19 protein-coding genes are annotated in these 13,944 nt (G+C 65.7%); all 19 read left to right on the top strand.

What is annotated here, in order from left to right:
* Window positions 1–204 precede the first annotated feature (204 nt).
* The 19 genes from CH302_RS19375 (at window position 205) to CH302_RS19295 (ending at window position 13,936) form a co-directional block, all read left to right on the top strand.
* Window positions 205–2,079 carry a major capsid protein gene (locus CH302_RS19375; RefSeq protein WP_052047879.1) on the top strand — a complete coding sequence of 625 codons (1,875 nt, stop codon included), beginning with the start codon at window positions 205–207 and terminating at the stop codon, window positions 2,077–2,079.
* A gap of 73 nt (window positions 2,080–2,152) precedes the next feature.
* Complete coding sequence (locus CH302_RS19370) at window positions 2,153–2,971, top strand: hypothetical protein (protein WP_037193292.1); 819 nt, start codon at window positions 2,153–2,155, stop codon at window positions 2,969–2,971.
* An 11-nt stretch (window positions 2,972–2,982) separates the two neighbouring features.
* A complete protein-coding gene (locus tag CH302_RS19365; protein WP_037193291.1) occupies window positions 2,983–3,516 on the top strand; it encodes a hypothetical protein in 534 nt (177 codons plus the stop codon).
* A gap of 3 nt (window positions 3,517–3,519) precedes the next feature.
* Window positions 3,520–3,972, top strand: coding sequence for a hypothetical protein (locus CH302_RS19360; RefSeq protein ID WP_141216687.1), 453 nt, complete (start codon window positions 3,520–3,522; stop codon window positions 3,970–3,972).
* Window positions 3,972–4,475, top strand: coding sequence for a hypothetical protein (locus CH302_RS19355; RefSeq protein ID WP_037193289.1), 504 nt, complete (start codon window positions 3,972–3,974; stop codon window positions 4,473–4,475). The genes CH302_RS19360 and CH302_RS19355 overlap by 1 nt, the downstream gene beginning before the upstream one ends.
* Window positions 4,468–4,839 carry a hypothetical protein gene (locus CH302_RS19350; RefSeq protein WP_037193287.1) on the top strand — a complete coding sequence of 124 codons (372 nt, stop codon included), beginning with the start codon at window positions 4,468–4,470 and terminating at the stop codon, window positions 4,837–4,839. Before CH302_RS19355 ends, CH302_RS19350 begins: the two co-directional genes overlap by 8 nt.
* Before the next feature lie 10 nt (window positions 4,840–4,849).
* Window positions 4,850–5,137 (top strand): hypothetical protein, encoded by a 288-nt coding sequence (locus tag CH302_RS19345; protein ID WP_037193283.1) that lies wholly within the window; start codon window positions 4,850–4,852, stop codon window positions 5,135–5,137.
* Window positions 5,138–5,237: 100 nt separating this feature from the next.
* Window positions 5,238–7,637 (top strand): hypothetical protein, encoded by a 2,400-nt coding sequence (locus CH302_RS19340; RefSeq protein ID WP_037193281.1) that lies wholly within the window; start codon window positions 5,238–5,240, stop codon window positions 7,635–7,637.
* A 43-nt stretch (window positions 7,638–7,680) separates the two neighbouring features.
* The gene (locus CH302_RS30205) at window positions 7,681–7,833 is read left to right on the top strand and encodes a hypothetical protein (RefSeq protein ID WP_155292943.1); all 153 of its coding nucleotides are present in this window, start codon (window positions 7,681–7,683) and stop codon (window positions 7,831–7,833) included.
* Window positions 7,834–7,944: 111 nt separating this feature from the next.
* Entirely contained in the window at window positions 7,945–9,057 is a 1,113-nt protein-coding gene (locus tag CH302_RS19335; RefSeq protein WP_037193275.1) for an acyltransferase family protein, read from the top strand.
* Window positions 9,058–9,201: 144 nt separating this feature from the next.
* On the top strand, window positions 9,202–9,339 hold the full coding sequence (locus CH302_RS30200; RefSeq protein ID WP_176460736.1) for a hypothetical protein: 138 nt from the start codon (window positions 9,202–9,204) through the stop codon (window positions 9,337–9,339).
* Window positions 9,340–9,342: 3 nt separating this feature from the next.
* Complete coding sequence (locus CH302_RS19330; RefSeq protein WP_037193274.1) at window positions 9,343–9,576, top strand: hypothetical protein; 234 nt, start codon at window positions 9,343–9,345, stop codon at window positions 9,574–9,576.
* A gap of 359 nt (window positions 9,577–9,935) precedes the next feature.
* A complete protein-coding gene (locus CH302_RS19325; RefSeq protein WP_037193273.1) occupies window positions 9,936–10,625 on the top strand; it encodes a hypothetical protein in 690 nt (229 codons plus the stop codon).
* The gene (locus tag CH302_RS19320) at window positions 10,625–11,404 is read left to right on the top strand and encodes a hypothetical protein (RefSeq protein WP_052047878.1); all 780 of its coding nucleotides are present in this window, start codon (window positions 10,625–10,627) and stop codon (window positions 11,402–11,404) included. The genes CH302_RS19325 and CH302_RS19320 overlap by 1 nt, the downstream gene beginning before the upstream one ends.
* Window positions 11,404–11,952, top strand: a complete 549-nt coding sequence (locus tag CH302_RS19315) for a hypothetical protein (RefSeq protein ID WP_155292942.1) — start codon at window positions 11,404–11,406, stop codon at window positions 11,950–11,952. The genes CH302_RS19320 and CH302_RS19315 overlap by 1 nt, the downstream gene beginning before the upstream one ends.
* 33 nt (window positions 11,953–11,985) lie before the next feature.
* Window positions 11,986–12,381, top strand: a complete 396-nt coding sequence (locus tag CH302_RS19310; protein WP_141216685.1) for a hypothetical protein — start codon at window positions 11,986–11,988, stop codon at window positions 12,379–12,381.
* A 2-nt stretch (window positions 12,382–12,383) separates the two neighbouring features.
* Window positions 12,384–12,860 carry an HK97 gp10 family phage protein gene (locus CH302_RS19305; RefSeq protein WP_037193270.1) on the top strand — a complete coding sequence of 159 codons (477 nt, stop codon included), beginning with the start codon at window positions 12,384–12,386 and terminating at the stop codon, window positions 12,858–12,860.
* Window positions 12,861–12,871: 11 nt separating this feature from the next.
* Window positions 12,872–13,366, top strand: coding sequence for a hypothetical protein (locus CH302_RS19300; RefSeq protein WP_037193269.1), 495 nt, complete (start codon window positions 12,872–12,874; stop codon window positions 13,364–13,366).
* Window positions 13,367–13,369: 3 nt separating this feature from the next.
* On the top strand, window positions 13,370–13,936 hold the full coding sequence (locus CH302_RS19295) for a hypothetical protein (protein WP_037193268.1): 567 nt from the start codon (window positions 13,370–13,372) through the stop codon (window positions 13,934–13,936).
* Window positions 13,937–13,944 lie beyond the last annotated feature (8 nt).

Here is a 13,944-nt window from a genome sequence, read left to right as displayed (position 1 = left end):
AGGTGACGATGCCCGACGGCACGGTCCGCACGTACGGGACCGCAGCGGAAGCTCAGGCGTCCGCGAACGCCTCCGGAGGGTCGTACCTGAGGATCGAACAGTAGGTTCACGACCAACAGGCGCGCCACAAGATAGAGTGTGCGATGTACCGCCGCTGGCCTCGGGCCGGGCACTTGTTGCCCGAATACCCGCAGGAGGCCCGCGGTGGACATCACCCTTCAGGATCTCGTCAACGCAGTGCAGGAAGCCGAAGCCGGCAAAGGCATCGAAGCCCTGACTGCTTTCCTCGCAGAACACCCCACACTCGATATCTCCGCCCTGAACAAGGAAGCGTTGAAGCAGTTCAACGAACTGTTCGACGGCGCAAAGGATTCCGACGACGCGACCACCGCTGTCGAGCTGCTCGGTGAGGTCATCGAAGGCCTCGGAGCTGAGCAGGGTCGTCGTCAGCAGGTCGTCACCGATCGCGCTGCGAAGCTCGACGAGCTGAAGGCGAAGGTCACCAAGGCTGCACCCGCCGAGGGTGAGCCCGCACCGACCGACGCCGAGGTTCCGGCCGAGGGTGACGCCGCACCGGCTGACGCTGCTGCCGAGGTCCACCCCGAAGGTGGCACCGACATCGCACCCGTCGATGCCGCTCCCGCAGGCGAAGCACCTGCCGATGCTGCACCGGCCGAGTCCCTCGCCGCATCGAACACCCCGACCCCCCGTCGTCGCGCACGCGTCGATCTCGCTGCCATCAAGGCGACGGCCCCGAGGGCGACCGCCCCTGTGGAGCAGCGCAGCTCGGCACTGTCGGTCATCACTGCCGCCGCCGACGTCCCCGGTGTCTCGATGGGATCGAGCCTCGACGGCATCGAAGGCCTCACCATGGCTGCCGTGTCCCGCATGAAGGCACTGCCCCTCGGCCCAGTTGCCGGTGGTGCAGGCCCCGACGACATTCGTGGCTCCGGCCAGCGTGTCTCGGCGGGCATCGCATCGATCTCGAACATGTTCCCGAAGGAGCTGGGCGTCGAAGGCCGCGACGGTGACGAAGCCGCCATCGCACTCGCCACTGACGAATCCCGCCTTCCCGGTGGATCGCTCGTCGCCTCGGGTGGCTGGTGCTCGCCGTCGGAGACCATCTACGAACTCGCCGGTGAGCTGGAGGCGATCACCAACCTGATCGATCTCCCCGAGGTCCAGGTCAACCGTGGCGGCATCCGCACCACCGAGGGCCCCGACTTCTCCACCCTCTTCTCGGGTGCAGGCATCGGTGTCGTCAAGACCGAAGCCGAGGCCATCGCCGGATACACGAAGGCCGTATACCGGGTGCCGTGCACCAACTTCGAGGACACCCGCGCCGGTGTCGTCCACACCGGCATCGAGGCAGGCATTCTGCAGAACGATGCGTACCCGGAGCTGACGCAGCGCGTCACCCGCGGTGCACTCGTCGCGCACGCCCACAAGGTGAACGCCGAGTCGATCCGTCAGGTCGAGGCGCAGTCCACCTCGGCCGGCACTCTGGCGTTCGGGCCGTCGGCCTCCACCGCGGTGCTCAACGGTCTGTCGCTCCTCGCGACGCACTACCGGTACAAGTACCGCGCCGCCGACACCATGGCTCTCGAGCTGAAGCTTCCCTTGTGGGTGAAGGAAGTGTTTCGCGCTGATCTGGCGGTCACCTCCGGGTGGTCGCGCAACGAGGCACTGAACATCACCGATCAGCAGATCTCGGCGTGGTTCACGCAGCGGAACCTGTCGGTCCAGTGGCTCTACGACTGGCAGGACGCCTACACCGGCATCACGACCGGGTTCGGTGGCGCAGCTGTGCCGACCGCATGGCCGACGTCGGTGAAGGCGATCATCCACGCCCCCGGTGCATTCATCCGTGGCCGCGGTGACGTCATCACCCTCAACGCCGTGTACGACTCGACGAACATCAAGGTCAACGACTTCCTGGTGCTGTTCGCCGAGGAGAAGCTGCTCGTGAAGCGTCGCCAGTACCTGTCTTACGTCGCGACGCTGCCACTGGCAACGAACGGTGTGACGGGTGCACCGGCCGCGTTGACTGCTCAGGGTCTGATCGCTCCTCCCGCCTGAGACCTACCTCGGGCCACCGATCCAACGGGTGGCCCGAGGTAGTCCCAGTCCTATTCACTGAGCAGGAGGAACCGTGGCGGTCATCGCGCCCCCGAAGTACGTCGCCGCACCACCGGTGACGGCGTCCCGGTATGGACTGTTGTCCGCCGCGGACCTCATTACCATCACCGACCCGCACGAACGCAACGGTGTCGAGTTCCAGACACCGCCTCCCGGTGCGGCGAAGTACACCCCGTACGAATGCCACACCGGACCGTCCGACCCGGTCACCGTCGACGACGGTCTGCCGGTCACCGAGGCATCCCCGATTACCGTCTACAACGGGTTCACGTGCCGCGCTGTCGGCCTGTCCGAAGCGGAGATGCTCGAGCACACCCGTCAGGCGTTGGCCGGCGGTGAGCAGGCCGCACTCGAACGTGTCCTGTGGGGTGACAACGACCTGAAGCTGCGGCTGATGGACCCCGTCGAAACCGATGTCCTGTCCCAGACCGCGGTGTCTCTCGTCGCGGGGATCGGACTGTTGGAGAAGCACATCAACGACTCCGGTGTCGGTATCGGTGTCATCCATGCTCCCCGCGAGCTCGGTGCCTACTTCGCCGAGAAGCATCAGATGGACACCGAATCCGGCCGCAAGGTCACCGCCCTCGGTAACCGCCTCTCTTTCGGCGCGTACCCGGGAACCTCCCCGACCGGTGCTGCACCGGCTGCGGGGACTGCATGGCTCGTAGCGACAGGCCCGGTTGTGGTGCGCCGCACCGAAGTGACGTACCGGCCCGACAGCTACGCAGCCGCGTTCGACCGATCGAACAACGAGATCTTCTCGATCGCCGAACGCACCTTTGTCCCGGCGTGGGACGACCGTGTCCGCGCTGCTGTACCGGTCACCCTGTAGAGGAGAACGCTATGCCCACGATCATCCCAGGCCCCGATACCGACGTTCCCGCATTGGCGCGCCAGCTCCTCGCCGCCGCTGATCATCCGTCAGATGTCGCGACCGACACTTCGGGTGCAACAACAGCTTTCGTCATATCCGACGAGCTTGCCGCGAAGCTCGGTATCGGTAATTCGACGGTCGACCTCGCCGACTACGACGAGGATCCGGACGACGCCGATGCCGGTACCGAAGCAGAGGGCAAGGACGAGGCTCAGGGCGACGAGCCCGCCGGCCACGTCGACGTCAACGGCTCCACCGAATCCGGAGCACCCACCGCCCCCGCCGAGGAACCAGTCGATGCCACCGACGTCGACGCCGAGGCACCGACCACCGCACCGAAAGAGACCGTCGACGAACCGCCCCGCGGCGGCAAGGGTTCCGGCGGCGACGAATGGTTCGCATTCCTCCAAGAACAAGGCGTCGACATCCCCGAGGACGTCACCGCCGAGGACCGCACCGAACTGATCGCACTCTGGGACACCCACAAGGCAGCGCAGGACTGATCCATGGCATCCGAGGTCGGTGCACTGTCACCGTTCCGGGCCGCATGCCTGGCAGGGCCACTGGGAGCAGTAATGCTTCTCGGTGGCCCTCGCCGTGTGGGTGGCCCCTCGTACACCACCGTCGTCGCGACCGGCGGCGAAGTGGTCTGGGGTATCGGGTTCCTCATCCTGTCCGTCGCCTTGCTCGTCGCGAACAGGTGGTGGCACCGCCTGCTGTTCCACGCCTACATGGCGGCATCCACCGGCTACGCACTGTTCGTGTCGGCATTCCTGGTCGCGGCGTTCACACAGTCGACCGCAGGCCTGACCGGGATTGTGGTGTACGGCTGGGTGTTGTGGCTGCACATCGACGCCGCTGCGTCTGTGTCGACAGGTCGTTTCTCGCTGCTGGTGTGGCGAATCCTCAGGGCGATTCGCAACGCGTTCCGTGGGGCTTTCCGACGACGGAGCGCCTGATGCGTGCCCTCATCGTCCGCCGCGCGGGCGAGTTTGAGAAGACCACCTTCGACCTGTCCATCATCGTCGGCATCCTCGGAGTCTTCCCTGGCTCCGACATCTCCGCCGCCATCGTCCTCGCGTGGCCGTCGTTCTCGTTTGTGTTCTTCGGCATCATCACCCTGGCCGGCATCGGCGGCAGAATCTCCACCTGGAAAGCAGACCGCGACCGCACCGTCACCGACATCCGGCACGAATGCCAGGCCGAGGCGATCGTGCTCGGCATCCTCGCCCTCTGCTGGACGCTGTACGCCTCGAGCAACTTCGTGTTGCTCCTCGAAGGACGTAGCGCCACCATCCCCATGCTGATGGGCCTGGCGATCCTCGTCGCGTCACTGCGCCGTGGACGCCGCATCTGGCGTGACCTCCGCAAGCTCAACCGTGCCCTCGTCAACCCGCAGTCCGCCACCCCGGCCCCACTTGCCGATCCGGACGACAAGATCGGAGGGCCCGGAGGTGACTGACGCGGTATCGCTCCTAGACACCGTCGGCAAGGTGTTCGGCATCGTCTCGACCCTCGGCCTCGCTGTCCTGGGCACGAAGTTCTGGCAGTGGCGCAGCGAGTCCCGGAAGATGGCAGCCGACGCAGCGAACGGCGAAGCGACAGCCGGGGAAACGCTCGTGCAGACCGCGATGCAGCTGATGAACCCCGCACTGGTGAATGCGATGGGTCAGCGCCTGTCCGTCATCGAGACTTGGGCGGAGAAGGAACGCGAGTGGCAGGGCGAGGTCATGGCCGAGGCCCGAGCTCACGGCTGGACCCTCCCGCCGCCACCGCCGTTCCCGCGCCCCGGTGGCGGGCCTCCTCTGGCACCGAACCCGACGTGAGGACAGTGCAGTGACCACAGTGACCGAACAGTTCCGCAACGGCATGCTCGGCGGTGTCCAGGGCACCGTCAAGTTCCAGTCCGTCGGTATGCACGGCAGCGCCGACGGTGCTTTCACCATCCTCGGTGTGAAGTTCCCGGTGCTGGTGCCGGCGACGGGTGCGTTCACCGTCAACCTCGACCCGGGGCCGTATCGGGTGTGGCTCGAGTTCATCGGATTCACGTCGGGGCCGCATCCGATTGTGGTGCCGACGTCGGGGACTCCGAAGCTGCGGACGTTGATCGAGGCAGGTGGATGACCGCGTGCACCCGAGAATCGGCGCCGGTTACGGCTATTCTGTGCACGTAGAGCTGCTGGCCTCGGGCCGGGCGTAAGACCCGGAACGAGGGCGTACGCCAATGTCATCTCCCACACCGCCGGCCAATGGCGACACTGTCGCGCTCATAGGCCGGATCACCACGACCATCCTCGCGAAGGGTGAGGTCGCGAACGTCATCTGGTCGCCGTTCTACACCCAGTACGTCGCAACCGGCTATGCAGCGGTGTACTCGGGCCCCATCACTCCGACGCCGGTCTTCCGGTCGTTCTCCGACGCCGCAGTCGCGGACCTCATCGGATCGCCCACAGCCGCCACTCGGCTTGCTCTCGACGCCTTGTTCGGTGGTGGTGGGGGAGGCCCGGTATCGAACGAAGCGGTCGCCGCCATCGTCGCCGCGACCGGTGCCACCAAAACGGCACTCGATTCTCGTTATGCTCCCGTTTCCGTGGCCACCACGGCAGCCAACGCGGCTACGGCTGCGTCGGCTGCGTCGTCCGCAGCAGCGTCCGCCGTGACTGCTGTCGCATCCAAGGTCGGTGTCGTCGAGGCAGCCGAACGAGCCGTCGTCAACGCCGAAGCAGCGGCGGGCGTGGCCCGGTTGCAGTCGATCTTCCTCGGCCGCCCGTCCGGGGTCGCGCTGCGCGCTGCGAAGCCGACGGCTAGTCGTACCGCCACGACCCTGGCGGCGGCATCTGCGATCGGGGCAACGACGCTCTCGCTCGCCGCGCAGCTCACCCCCGGCAAGTACCTCGTCGACACCGAGACGGTGACCATCACTGCGGTGACCGGATCGTCGAATCCGTTCACCGCGACGCTCGCAGCTCCGTCGACGGCCGCGCACTCCAGTGCGGCCCCGATTGCGACGACCGATCTCGACTACTTTTTCGTCCACGGCATCGGTGGTGGGCGCTACGTCGAGTGGGCGCTGCCGTATCGCACCAACCTGCCCCCGGCCTACAGCTACGGCGCGAACCAGCTCGGTCAGTGCCGGGTGTGCTTGGCCCTCCTGTCCGTCGCATACGCCGACTCGTCGTTTGCCTTCGCTGGCACGTGGTCGGGAGGCACAGCACAGCTGCTCGCGTACGGCGGGTTCTACCGGTACAGCACCGCGGCGGGCGCGACCGTGACATGGACGGCACCGGCAGGATCGACGTCGATCGGCTGGCGATCGATCAAGACCACATCCGGTGGTCTGTCGAAGATCGCCGTCAGTGGGGACGCGACGTTGGCGAACATGCTGCCGACAGCACAGCAGCTCGTGGATGCGGGTCGGTATGCGCCGAGCATCCTGGTCGCTAACGGCGGCACTCTGAACCCGACGGACCGGGTGCTCGATCAGTACGCGTCGTCCTTGAATTACGACGTGCCCATGACTCTGGGAGCGAACCTCACCCCTGCCGCGCACCCTGTCGTTATGACGTCCACGGGTTACGGTCCGGTCGCTGCCACACTGACCAGCACAGTGGCGTCTGGCGTTACCAGCATCCCGCTCTCAGCGTTGGTGACTGCTGGGCAGTACCTGATCGGATCCGAAACCGTCACAGTCAGTTCGGTTACTGGGTCGTCGGCTCCGTTCACCGCGAACCTGTCGGCGGCTACGACTGCCGCCCACACATCCGGGGACACGGTGAGCCGAACTGCAGGCCGCACGAATATCAGCGGGTTCGCCTCGGGCACCGCATCCACGCTAGTCACCGACGCGGGCGCGGCGCTGTTTCTGCTCGAATCGGTGCACGACGAGACCGGCACGACCTCGGCGTACGAGTTCGCCGACGAGGTCCGACCGCAGGGCGTCGGAACGCTCACCCTGGTCGGAAGTGTTCACGGGTACGAGCGTCAGACTTCGCTCGTCGTGACGGCGGGAGACGCATCGGTGGCGTCGGTGATGGCCGCCGGTGATCTGCTCGTCCCTGCGGCCGGCGGATTTCTCAAGGTCGTGCGCACCAGCACCGTCTACCACCCGGATACTCCGACGACGCCGGTGTTCACGGTGACCGTGACCTACATCCTCGACCGCTACGGGTTGCAGGTGTCGATCAAGACCGACTACCCGATCGCGCTGGACTGCGACCTGGCGTACACGATGCTCCCAGCTAACGGGTCGCTGTCGACGGTGAACAAGTTCGACCGTGCGGCGCTGTCGAACTTCCCCGGTATCCTTTCGCTGCCAGGTTCGGTTGACGCTCGCTACGGCAACTCGAAGTCTGCGGCCGCCTGGATGTGGTCGAGTGTCGGCAAGGTCGCCGCGCTCGCGTGGCTGCCCGACGTCTACGGCGCGATGGACAACTGGCAGTACGCCTCACCCGGTCTCGCGGCCATCCAGGATCGCACCGGCACGCTGACCAAGGTGTACTTCTCGTGGATCTCCACGCGCGGTGGCGCGAAGGTCATCCCGGCCGGATCGAGCAAGGTCCGCACCGTGCGGTACCTGGTCGGGTACTTCCCGGCAGGGGCGGACGTGGCGCTCGCGAACGCCTGACGGAATGGCACGTGGCGCGGGGCCTCGGTGTAGCGTTTGCGCGATGAATCTGGTCGCAAGATTGCGCGAGTGGCTCAAACGCACTCTTGGCCCCGTGGACTACGGCGACATCAGTGCCGAGGATCTGGAAGATTGGCACGCGACGGGCGGTTGGGCAGCACCGCCACCCAAGCGGGCTGAACCGCCGACCGCCTGAGCCGAGCCGGATTTCTCCCAGAGGCGGACAGGGTCGGGCGCGTGTACCGTCACCGGCGTGACAGCGAGCCCTCGGCCAAACACTGAATCCGGCGCGTCGTACCAGGCATTCATGGGTGCGCGTTACTGGCCAGCTCTTGATGGATTGCGAGCGCTGAGCATCATCCTGGTGCTGACCGTGCACACACATGATCCAATGTGGGAGTCCTTCAACGGAGCACTCGGCGTGACACTGTTCTTCGCAATCAGCGGCTTCCTGATCACCACACTGCTGCTGCGCGAGGAGCACCGGGGCGGTCGAATCTCGCTGTCGAAGTTCTACATTCGTCGCTTCTTCCGAATCGTTCCCCTGTACGCCCTCGCGCTGATCACGTTCTCGCTACTCGTGATCGGCCTGGGTCAGGGCACGGGAGCCGGCAACTACCTCGAACGACTACCCCTACTGGCTACGTTCAATGGGGAATTCGCCGGTTCCGGGACGTTCAGTCACAGCTGGTCCCTCGGGATCGAGGAGAAGTTCTACCTCGTGTGGCCAGCTCTCGCGTTCGGTATCCCTCTGGTGCGTCGCTTTCGCGGTCGGGCGGTCGCGATCCTGGCACCCGTCGCTGCGGTCGCGAGCTTTGTTCCCAACGTCGGCTACTTCGGCATCTACTTCCCGATCATCGGGGGCTGCGCTCTCGCAATCGCAGCGAACGCAGAGTCGACGTTCCGCTACGTGTACGCCCTGGCGCGGCCAGCGGCCGTCTACGCACTGTTCGGCTGCCTGATCATTGTGCTTTTCGTCGACGAGTCGCTACCGCTGGTGGAGACAAACCGGTACGCGCACACCCTGTTCGGCCTGGTCGCCGTCCTGGTCTTGCCGGGAGTGCTGCTGTCGAGAACATGGATTCAACGATTGCTCGCGAACCGTGCGGTTGCCCACTACGGAACCCGGGCGTACGCCATCTACCTATTTCACCCACTGTGCCTGGAACTGGTCGACAGGGCCATCGCGCCGGGGACGGGCGGCGTACTGCTGCAACTGGCTCGGTTCGCGGGAGTCTTCGTCCTGTCCTTGGCTACCGCCGAGGTGCTGGCGCGGCTGGTGGAGAACCCCGCGATTGCGCTGGGCCGTCGCATCATCGAACGGTCCTCGTCGAGCGACGACGCTACTGGGCCAGTCCCGACCACGACGCAAACACAACAACCCCTGCCGCAAACAGGAACCCAACCACCGCGACGATGAGCAGGAACTTCAGGTCGTACTTCTCTAGCCATTCCTGAAACCGTCCGCGCTCTTCCATGCGAGCCATCATGCCGCACCGCCCGGTCTGGCCGCGATCCGAACGGGCGCATAACGCGAGAAGTGCGCCCTGGGATACTCGACGGCATGACCGACGCGAACGTCTTCACTCCGCCCACCGACGAGGGACAGGCCGGATGGGTACTGCTCCCGGACGGACGCCGCGCGTACCGCTACGAGGGTTCGGACGACGTCATCATCGGCAAAGCACCCGAGGAGGGGTAGGGCATGAGTGAATGGCACGAGGCCCTGGGAGCGTCAGAGCGTGAGTTGGGTGCCCGGTACGGCACGGGTATCGACTCGCGTGGTCTGATCCAGGACGCTATCGAGCACTACATGGAGGCCTGCCTCTTGCATCTGGACGGCAGCACGTATCTCGGGGCAGGCGGTAACGACTCGAAAGAGATGGCCCGTTTCATCGGCCGGTGCCTGACTGCTGCGGGATTCTCTGTCGCGCGTTGATCTATCGGGCGCGGCCGTCGAAGCTGGAGTCGGTGCACGCGGCGGTCATGGGCGGTGTGTAGATCACGCCATCGCAGCGCCTGCACGCATGGGTTCGATGGTGGTGGATCTCGCAAGAGCAGACCTGACTGCCGACGAGGACATGTCCGGGGCCGAGGTCGTGTCCGTTTGGGCACGATTTCGGTGCCGATTCCACCCACCCCCGTGAGGTGCGGGTGAGGCGTTCGTGCGCGGTCATCCGGCGACCGTAGCAGCGTCGTCGGTCAACCTCTCGGCTGATGCCAGGGGTAGCGACTATCCTTCACCGTAAGAGCTGCTGGCCTCGGGCCGGGCGTATTCGCCCGTCCGGGAGGTTTCCAATGCCCACCACCAGCTGGGGTTCCATTCGCGGTGACGTTCTCCGCGTCACGAGGGAAGATCTGTGCGGTGCGCCGATCGTCGGCCCCGCGTCCACCATCTCCACGAAGGGCTTCGCGTCGATCGCTCTGTCCCCTCAGTACGAGGAGGGCACCGAGACGGTGCAGAAGAACGCCGACGGCACGATCGACTGGATCGACAAGCCGAAGGACGAACTGAAGTACGTCAACGCGACGATCGTGTTCAACCGCGTCAACCCCGACATCTTCTCGGCGATCATGGGTCACCCCATCGTCCTCGACGGCCTCGGTAACGCGGTCGGTGTGCGGATCGGTGAGACCGTGCAGACAAGCTTCGCGCTCGAAGGCTGGTCCGACAATCCCGGAGTCGCGTGTGCAGGGGCGAAGCCGTACGGCTACTTCCTGCTGCCGTGGCTGACCGGTGGCCGTCTCGACGACTTCTCCATCGCGAACGAGGCCGCGACATTCACCATCTCGGGGTCGCGTACGAACCCGCTGTCGCCGTGGGGTGTCGGCCCCTACCCGGTGGTCCTGCAGGCTCCGGTCGGTCAGGCCGCGGCGGTGGCAGGTCCTCTGCTCACGCCGATCGGACCGAAGCAGCACCTGCACATGCAGACGACTCTGGTGCCGCCGCCCGCACCGACGCCGTCGCCGATCGCACTGCCCGCATAGTGGCAGGTCCCCTCGGCTGGGATGTCGAACCGGCCTGCTCTGATTGGCAGGCCGGTTCGACGACCGATGCCCAACGCGAGAATGCCCTCGAGATGGCTGTCCACATGCTGTGGTCGCTGACGGGGAAGATGTTCGGGCTGATGCCGGCGACGGTGCGGCCCTGCTTCGGGCGGCGTGAGCATTCGACCGCCTATCACGGGTCCGGCCATTCGGGCCCGTACTGGTGGCCAGGACTGGTCAACGGCTCCGGCATGGGTGGCGCGTGTGGCTGCTCGTCGGGCTGTGATTGCATCGGCCCGAACCAGCTGATGCTGCCCGGCCCGGTGGAGTCGATCACGAGCGTGATGATCGACGGGATCGTGCTGGACCCGGCGGCATATCGGGTGCGGAACCGTCGGTGGCTGCTACGTGTCGACGGTGCGGTGTGGCCGCAGGAGCAGGACATGACCGCCCCCGATGACGGCGAGGGCGCGTTCACCGTCGAATACCTGCGTGGCATCCCGGTGCCGAAGGCCGGACTGATCGCGGCCGGAGACCTCGCCTGCGACTTCCTGCGTGCGCACGGTGACGGTAAGGGCTGCCGGATCCCAGCGCGTGCGCAGTCGGTGTCGAGGTCGGGTGTCGACGTCCAGCTCCTCGACCCGTACATGCTGTTCGACCAAGGATTGACGGGCATCCCGTCGGTGGATGTGTGGATCGCGGCGGTGAACCCGACGCGTGCACGTGCTCGGTCTCGGGTGTACTCGCCGGACTCACGCGCCCCGTCGAGGCTGCGCTGATGGACGCCGGTGTGTACGTCCTCGCGGCCCGCCTGCTCGACCGGCTGGTGTACGAGCTGGCATCGACGAGGGCCGGTGAGCCGTCATGGGCTGCCGTCCATCCCGGCACTCAGATCCAGCCGCACTTCGAGGACTGCTCGTCGATGGCAGCGGTGCGGGTGAAGATGATCGGTGCGGTGTCGTCGTTCCCGACGCCGGCCCGGTTGCTGTCGTCGGATGATCCGCACGAGTACGCGGTGACTCTCGAGATGGTCGTCGACCGCTGCGCCTACAACGATGAGCAGAACGCGGTGCCTGACGCGCCCGAGCTGGACTCGATGGCGCGCGACGCTATGGATGACGCTGCGGCGATGCGGAAGGCCGCACTGTGCGCGTGGCCCGACGAGAAAGTCGTCCTCGGCACGTGGATTCCTCGTGCGGGTGGCGGTGTCCACGGCGGCGCGATGGACGTCACGGTCCGCGCTGATGTGCATTGCGACTGCGAGATGGTTCCCCCGGCGATCGACGACATGGTGGAGCCACTGGAAGGCGACCCGCGTCATATGTGACAAGGGTGACTGTCCGCACCGTATCCTGATCGCATGAGCGAAATAACTGTTCGAGGCATGCAGTCCACCGTCGAGTTCGAGCCCGGGGCGGTGTTCACTGTCGAACGCAGTGCCCGCGTTGACCAGATGCTGGCCGACGGCCGGATCGAGATCGTCGACGAGGACGAGAAGGTCACCATCGAGGACGGCGAACCGATGACAGCCGACGACTTCCATTTCGGTGAGAAGCACGGCAGCGCCGACGAGCAGCCGAACAGCCTGGTCGGTTCGTACACCGAAGCCGATGCCGCTCCTGACGAGTCCAAGTGGGACGTCACCGTCGGCGACGACGCAAACTCGGAAACAGCCGAGGATGACGACACGCCGCCAACCGCAACGGAACCCCGCAAGACCAGCCGCGCTCGCAAGCCGAAGGAAGACACCGAATAGTCATGGCCGGCCACGCCGAAATCCACCGCGAGAACATCGACGCCGGCATGCGCATCGCCGGTGTGCGGTGGGGTGACCGCGTAGGCCAGGAAGTCGTCAACCTCGCTCGCGCACACTGCCCGACCGACGAGGGACGACTGAAAGCATCGATCACACATCTCGTCACCGTGCGTAGCGACAGCGTCCATGTCCGCGTCGGATCGCCACTGGAGCACGCGATGTGGGTTCACCGCGGTACCGGCATCTACGGCCCGCACGGTAAGCCGATCGTCCCGGTCACCGCGAAAGCACTGCGGTTCCGGAAAGGGAAGATGATGGGCCCGCTCCCGCAGGGTGTCCGGAACCTCCCGAAGAACAAGCGGCCCTTCGTGTTCGCGAAGAGCGTGAAGGGTTCGCCGCCGTCCCCGTTCCTGAGTAGTGCACTCAAGGACGTGTTCGGTGATGCCCTCGTTCGAGATACACCCCACGCCAACGACTGAGAAGGATCCTCATGCCTCCACGCGCCCGCGCCAAGAAGGAAACCGAGCTCGCTGTCGAGCCGGATGTCAGTGCAGCTGATGTCCTCGATCGTGATGTCGACGACGTCGAGCCGTTGGTAATTCCCGACGATCTGCAGTTCGGTACCGACGACGTCGAAGGCGATCTCGCGGACCGGAAGACGATCACGTTCTCCATCGGCTCCCACGCGCTCGAGGCGTACGAGCCGACGCGAGGTTCGATGCTGGTGCTGATGGGTTCCCTGTCGCGTAACGCGACGGAGTTCGATCAGATCAACGGCATCCTCGGGTTCTTCTCCACCGTGCTGACGCCGATCTCGAAGGACTGGCTGTGGCGCTACATCGAGCGCCCCGACTTCGACGAGAACATCCTCATGGATGTCATCGAGGGCCTCGCGAAGCATTGGCACGCAGAGGATCTGTTGCCGAAGAACCAGAAGAACCGCGCCGATCGTCGAGCGGCTGCCAAGAAGTCCTCGAAGAACTGATCGGTGCCGGCTGCTGCGTGGCGTCGACCTGTCGACGGCTGGTCCCTCGACGGTATCGAGGTCGCGCTGGCGCAGCAGCCACTCCGGGTCGTCGTCGGGATGCTGCTCGCTGACTCTCCGATCCCGATGATCCTCGGGACAACCGAAGACCCCGCGGTGTCCGATGTGATCGCGAAGATGATCGTCGACATCGACGGCGGAATCACCGACGAGCTACTCGAGCTGATCGCCGACGGCATCGCCGAGGCATACTTTGCGCGCCCTCGTTGGCAGGCAGCGGTGTTGTGGCGCAGGGCCATCGAGGCGTGGCCGGACATCGACGGCGAACTCACCGGGCGGGGTGTCGACATCATGGAGCTGCCTCCGGACCGGGCGACGAACGTGGTGTTCCACCTCCTGATGGCCCGCGTCGCGGAGGACAAGAACGCACGGGCTGCATTGGTCAGCGAGCTACAGGCCGCGCCGGCGGCGGTGCAGACCAGGTCGATGAAACGGGCCAAGGATGCTGAGCGGCAGCAGGCCGACTGGGATGCGGTCGCAGCATTGGCGGCAGCGGCACAGGGCACATGACGCCTGTG

It is taken from the genome of Rhodococcus sp. 15-2388-1-1a (genome assembly GCF_002259145.1).
Classification (GTDB): domain Bacteria; phylum Actinomycetota; class Actinomycetes; order Mycobacteriales; family Mycobacteriaceae; genus Rhodococcoides.
The sequence above is the reverse complement of the archived record's forward strand: the minus strand, read 5'-3'. Positions and strand labels throughout refer to the sequence as shown.

Bases quoted from the DNA above. Each gene is read 5' to 3' on its own strand.
- CH302_RS19365 (WP_037193291.1), top strand. From the start codon at position 2,983: ATGCCCACGATCATCCCAGGCCCCGATACCGACGTTCCCGCATTGGCG.
- CH302_RS19360 (WP_141216687.1), top strand. From the start codon at position 3,520: ATGGCATCCGAGGTCGGTGCACTGTCACCGTTCCGGGCCGCATGCCTG.
- CH302_RS19355 (WP_037193289.1), top strand. From the start codon at position 3,972: ATGCGTGCCCTCATCGTCCGCCGCGCGGGCGAGTTTGAGAAGACCACC.
- CH302_RS19340 (WP_037193281.1), top strand. From the start codon at position 5,238: ATGTCATCTCCCACACCGCCGGCCAATGGCGACACTGTCGCGCTCATA.
- CH302_RS30205 (WP_155292943.1), top strand. From the start codon at position 7,681: ATGAATCTGGTCGCAAGATTGCGCGAGTGGCTCAAACGCACTCTTGGC.
- CH302_RS19335 (WP_037193275.1), top strand. From the start codon at position 7,945: ATGGGTGCGCGTTACTGGCCAGCTCTTGATGGATTGCGAGCGCTGAGC.
- CH302_RS30200 (WP_176460736.1), top strand. From the start codon at position 9,202: ATGACCGACGCGAACGTCTTCACTCCGCCCACCGACGAGGGACAGGCC.
- CH302_RS19330 (WP_037193274.1), top strand. From the start codon at position 9,343: ATGAGTGAATGGCACGAGGCCCTGGGAGCGTCAGAGCGTGAGTTGGGT.
- CH302_RS19325 (WP_037193273.1), top strand. From the start codon at position 9,936: ATGCCCACCACCAGCTGGGGTTCCATTCGCGGTGACGTTCTCCGCGTC.
- CH302_RS19315 (WP_155292942.1), top strand. From the start codon at position 11,404: ATGGACGCCGGTGTGTACGTCCTCGCGGCCCGCCTGCTCGACCGGCTG.
- CH302_RS19310 (WP_141216685.1), top strand. From the start codon at position 11,986: ATGAGCGAAATAACTGTTCGAGGCATGCAGTCCACCGTCGAGTTCGAG.
- CH302_RS19305 (WP_037193270.1), top strand. From the start codon at position 12,384: ATGGCCGGCCACGCCGAAATCCACCGCGAGAACATCGACGCCGGCATG.
- CH302_RS19300 (WP_037193269.1), top strand. From the start codon at position 12,872: ATGCCTCCACGCGCCCGCGCCAAGAAGGAAACCGAGCTCGCTGTCGAG.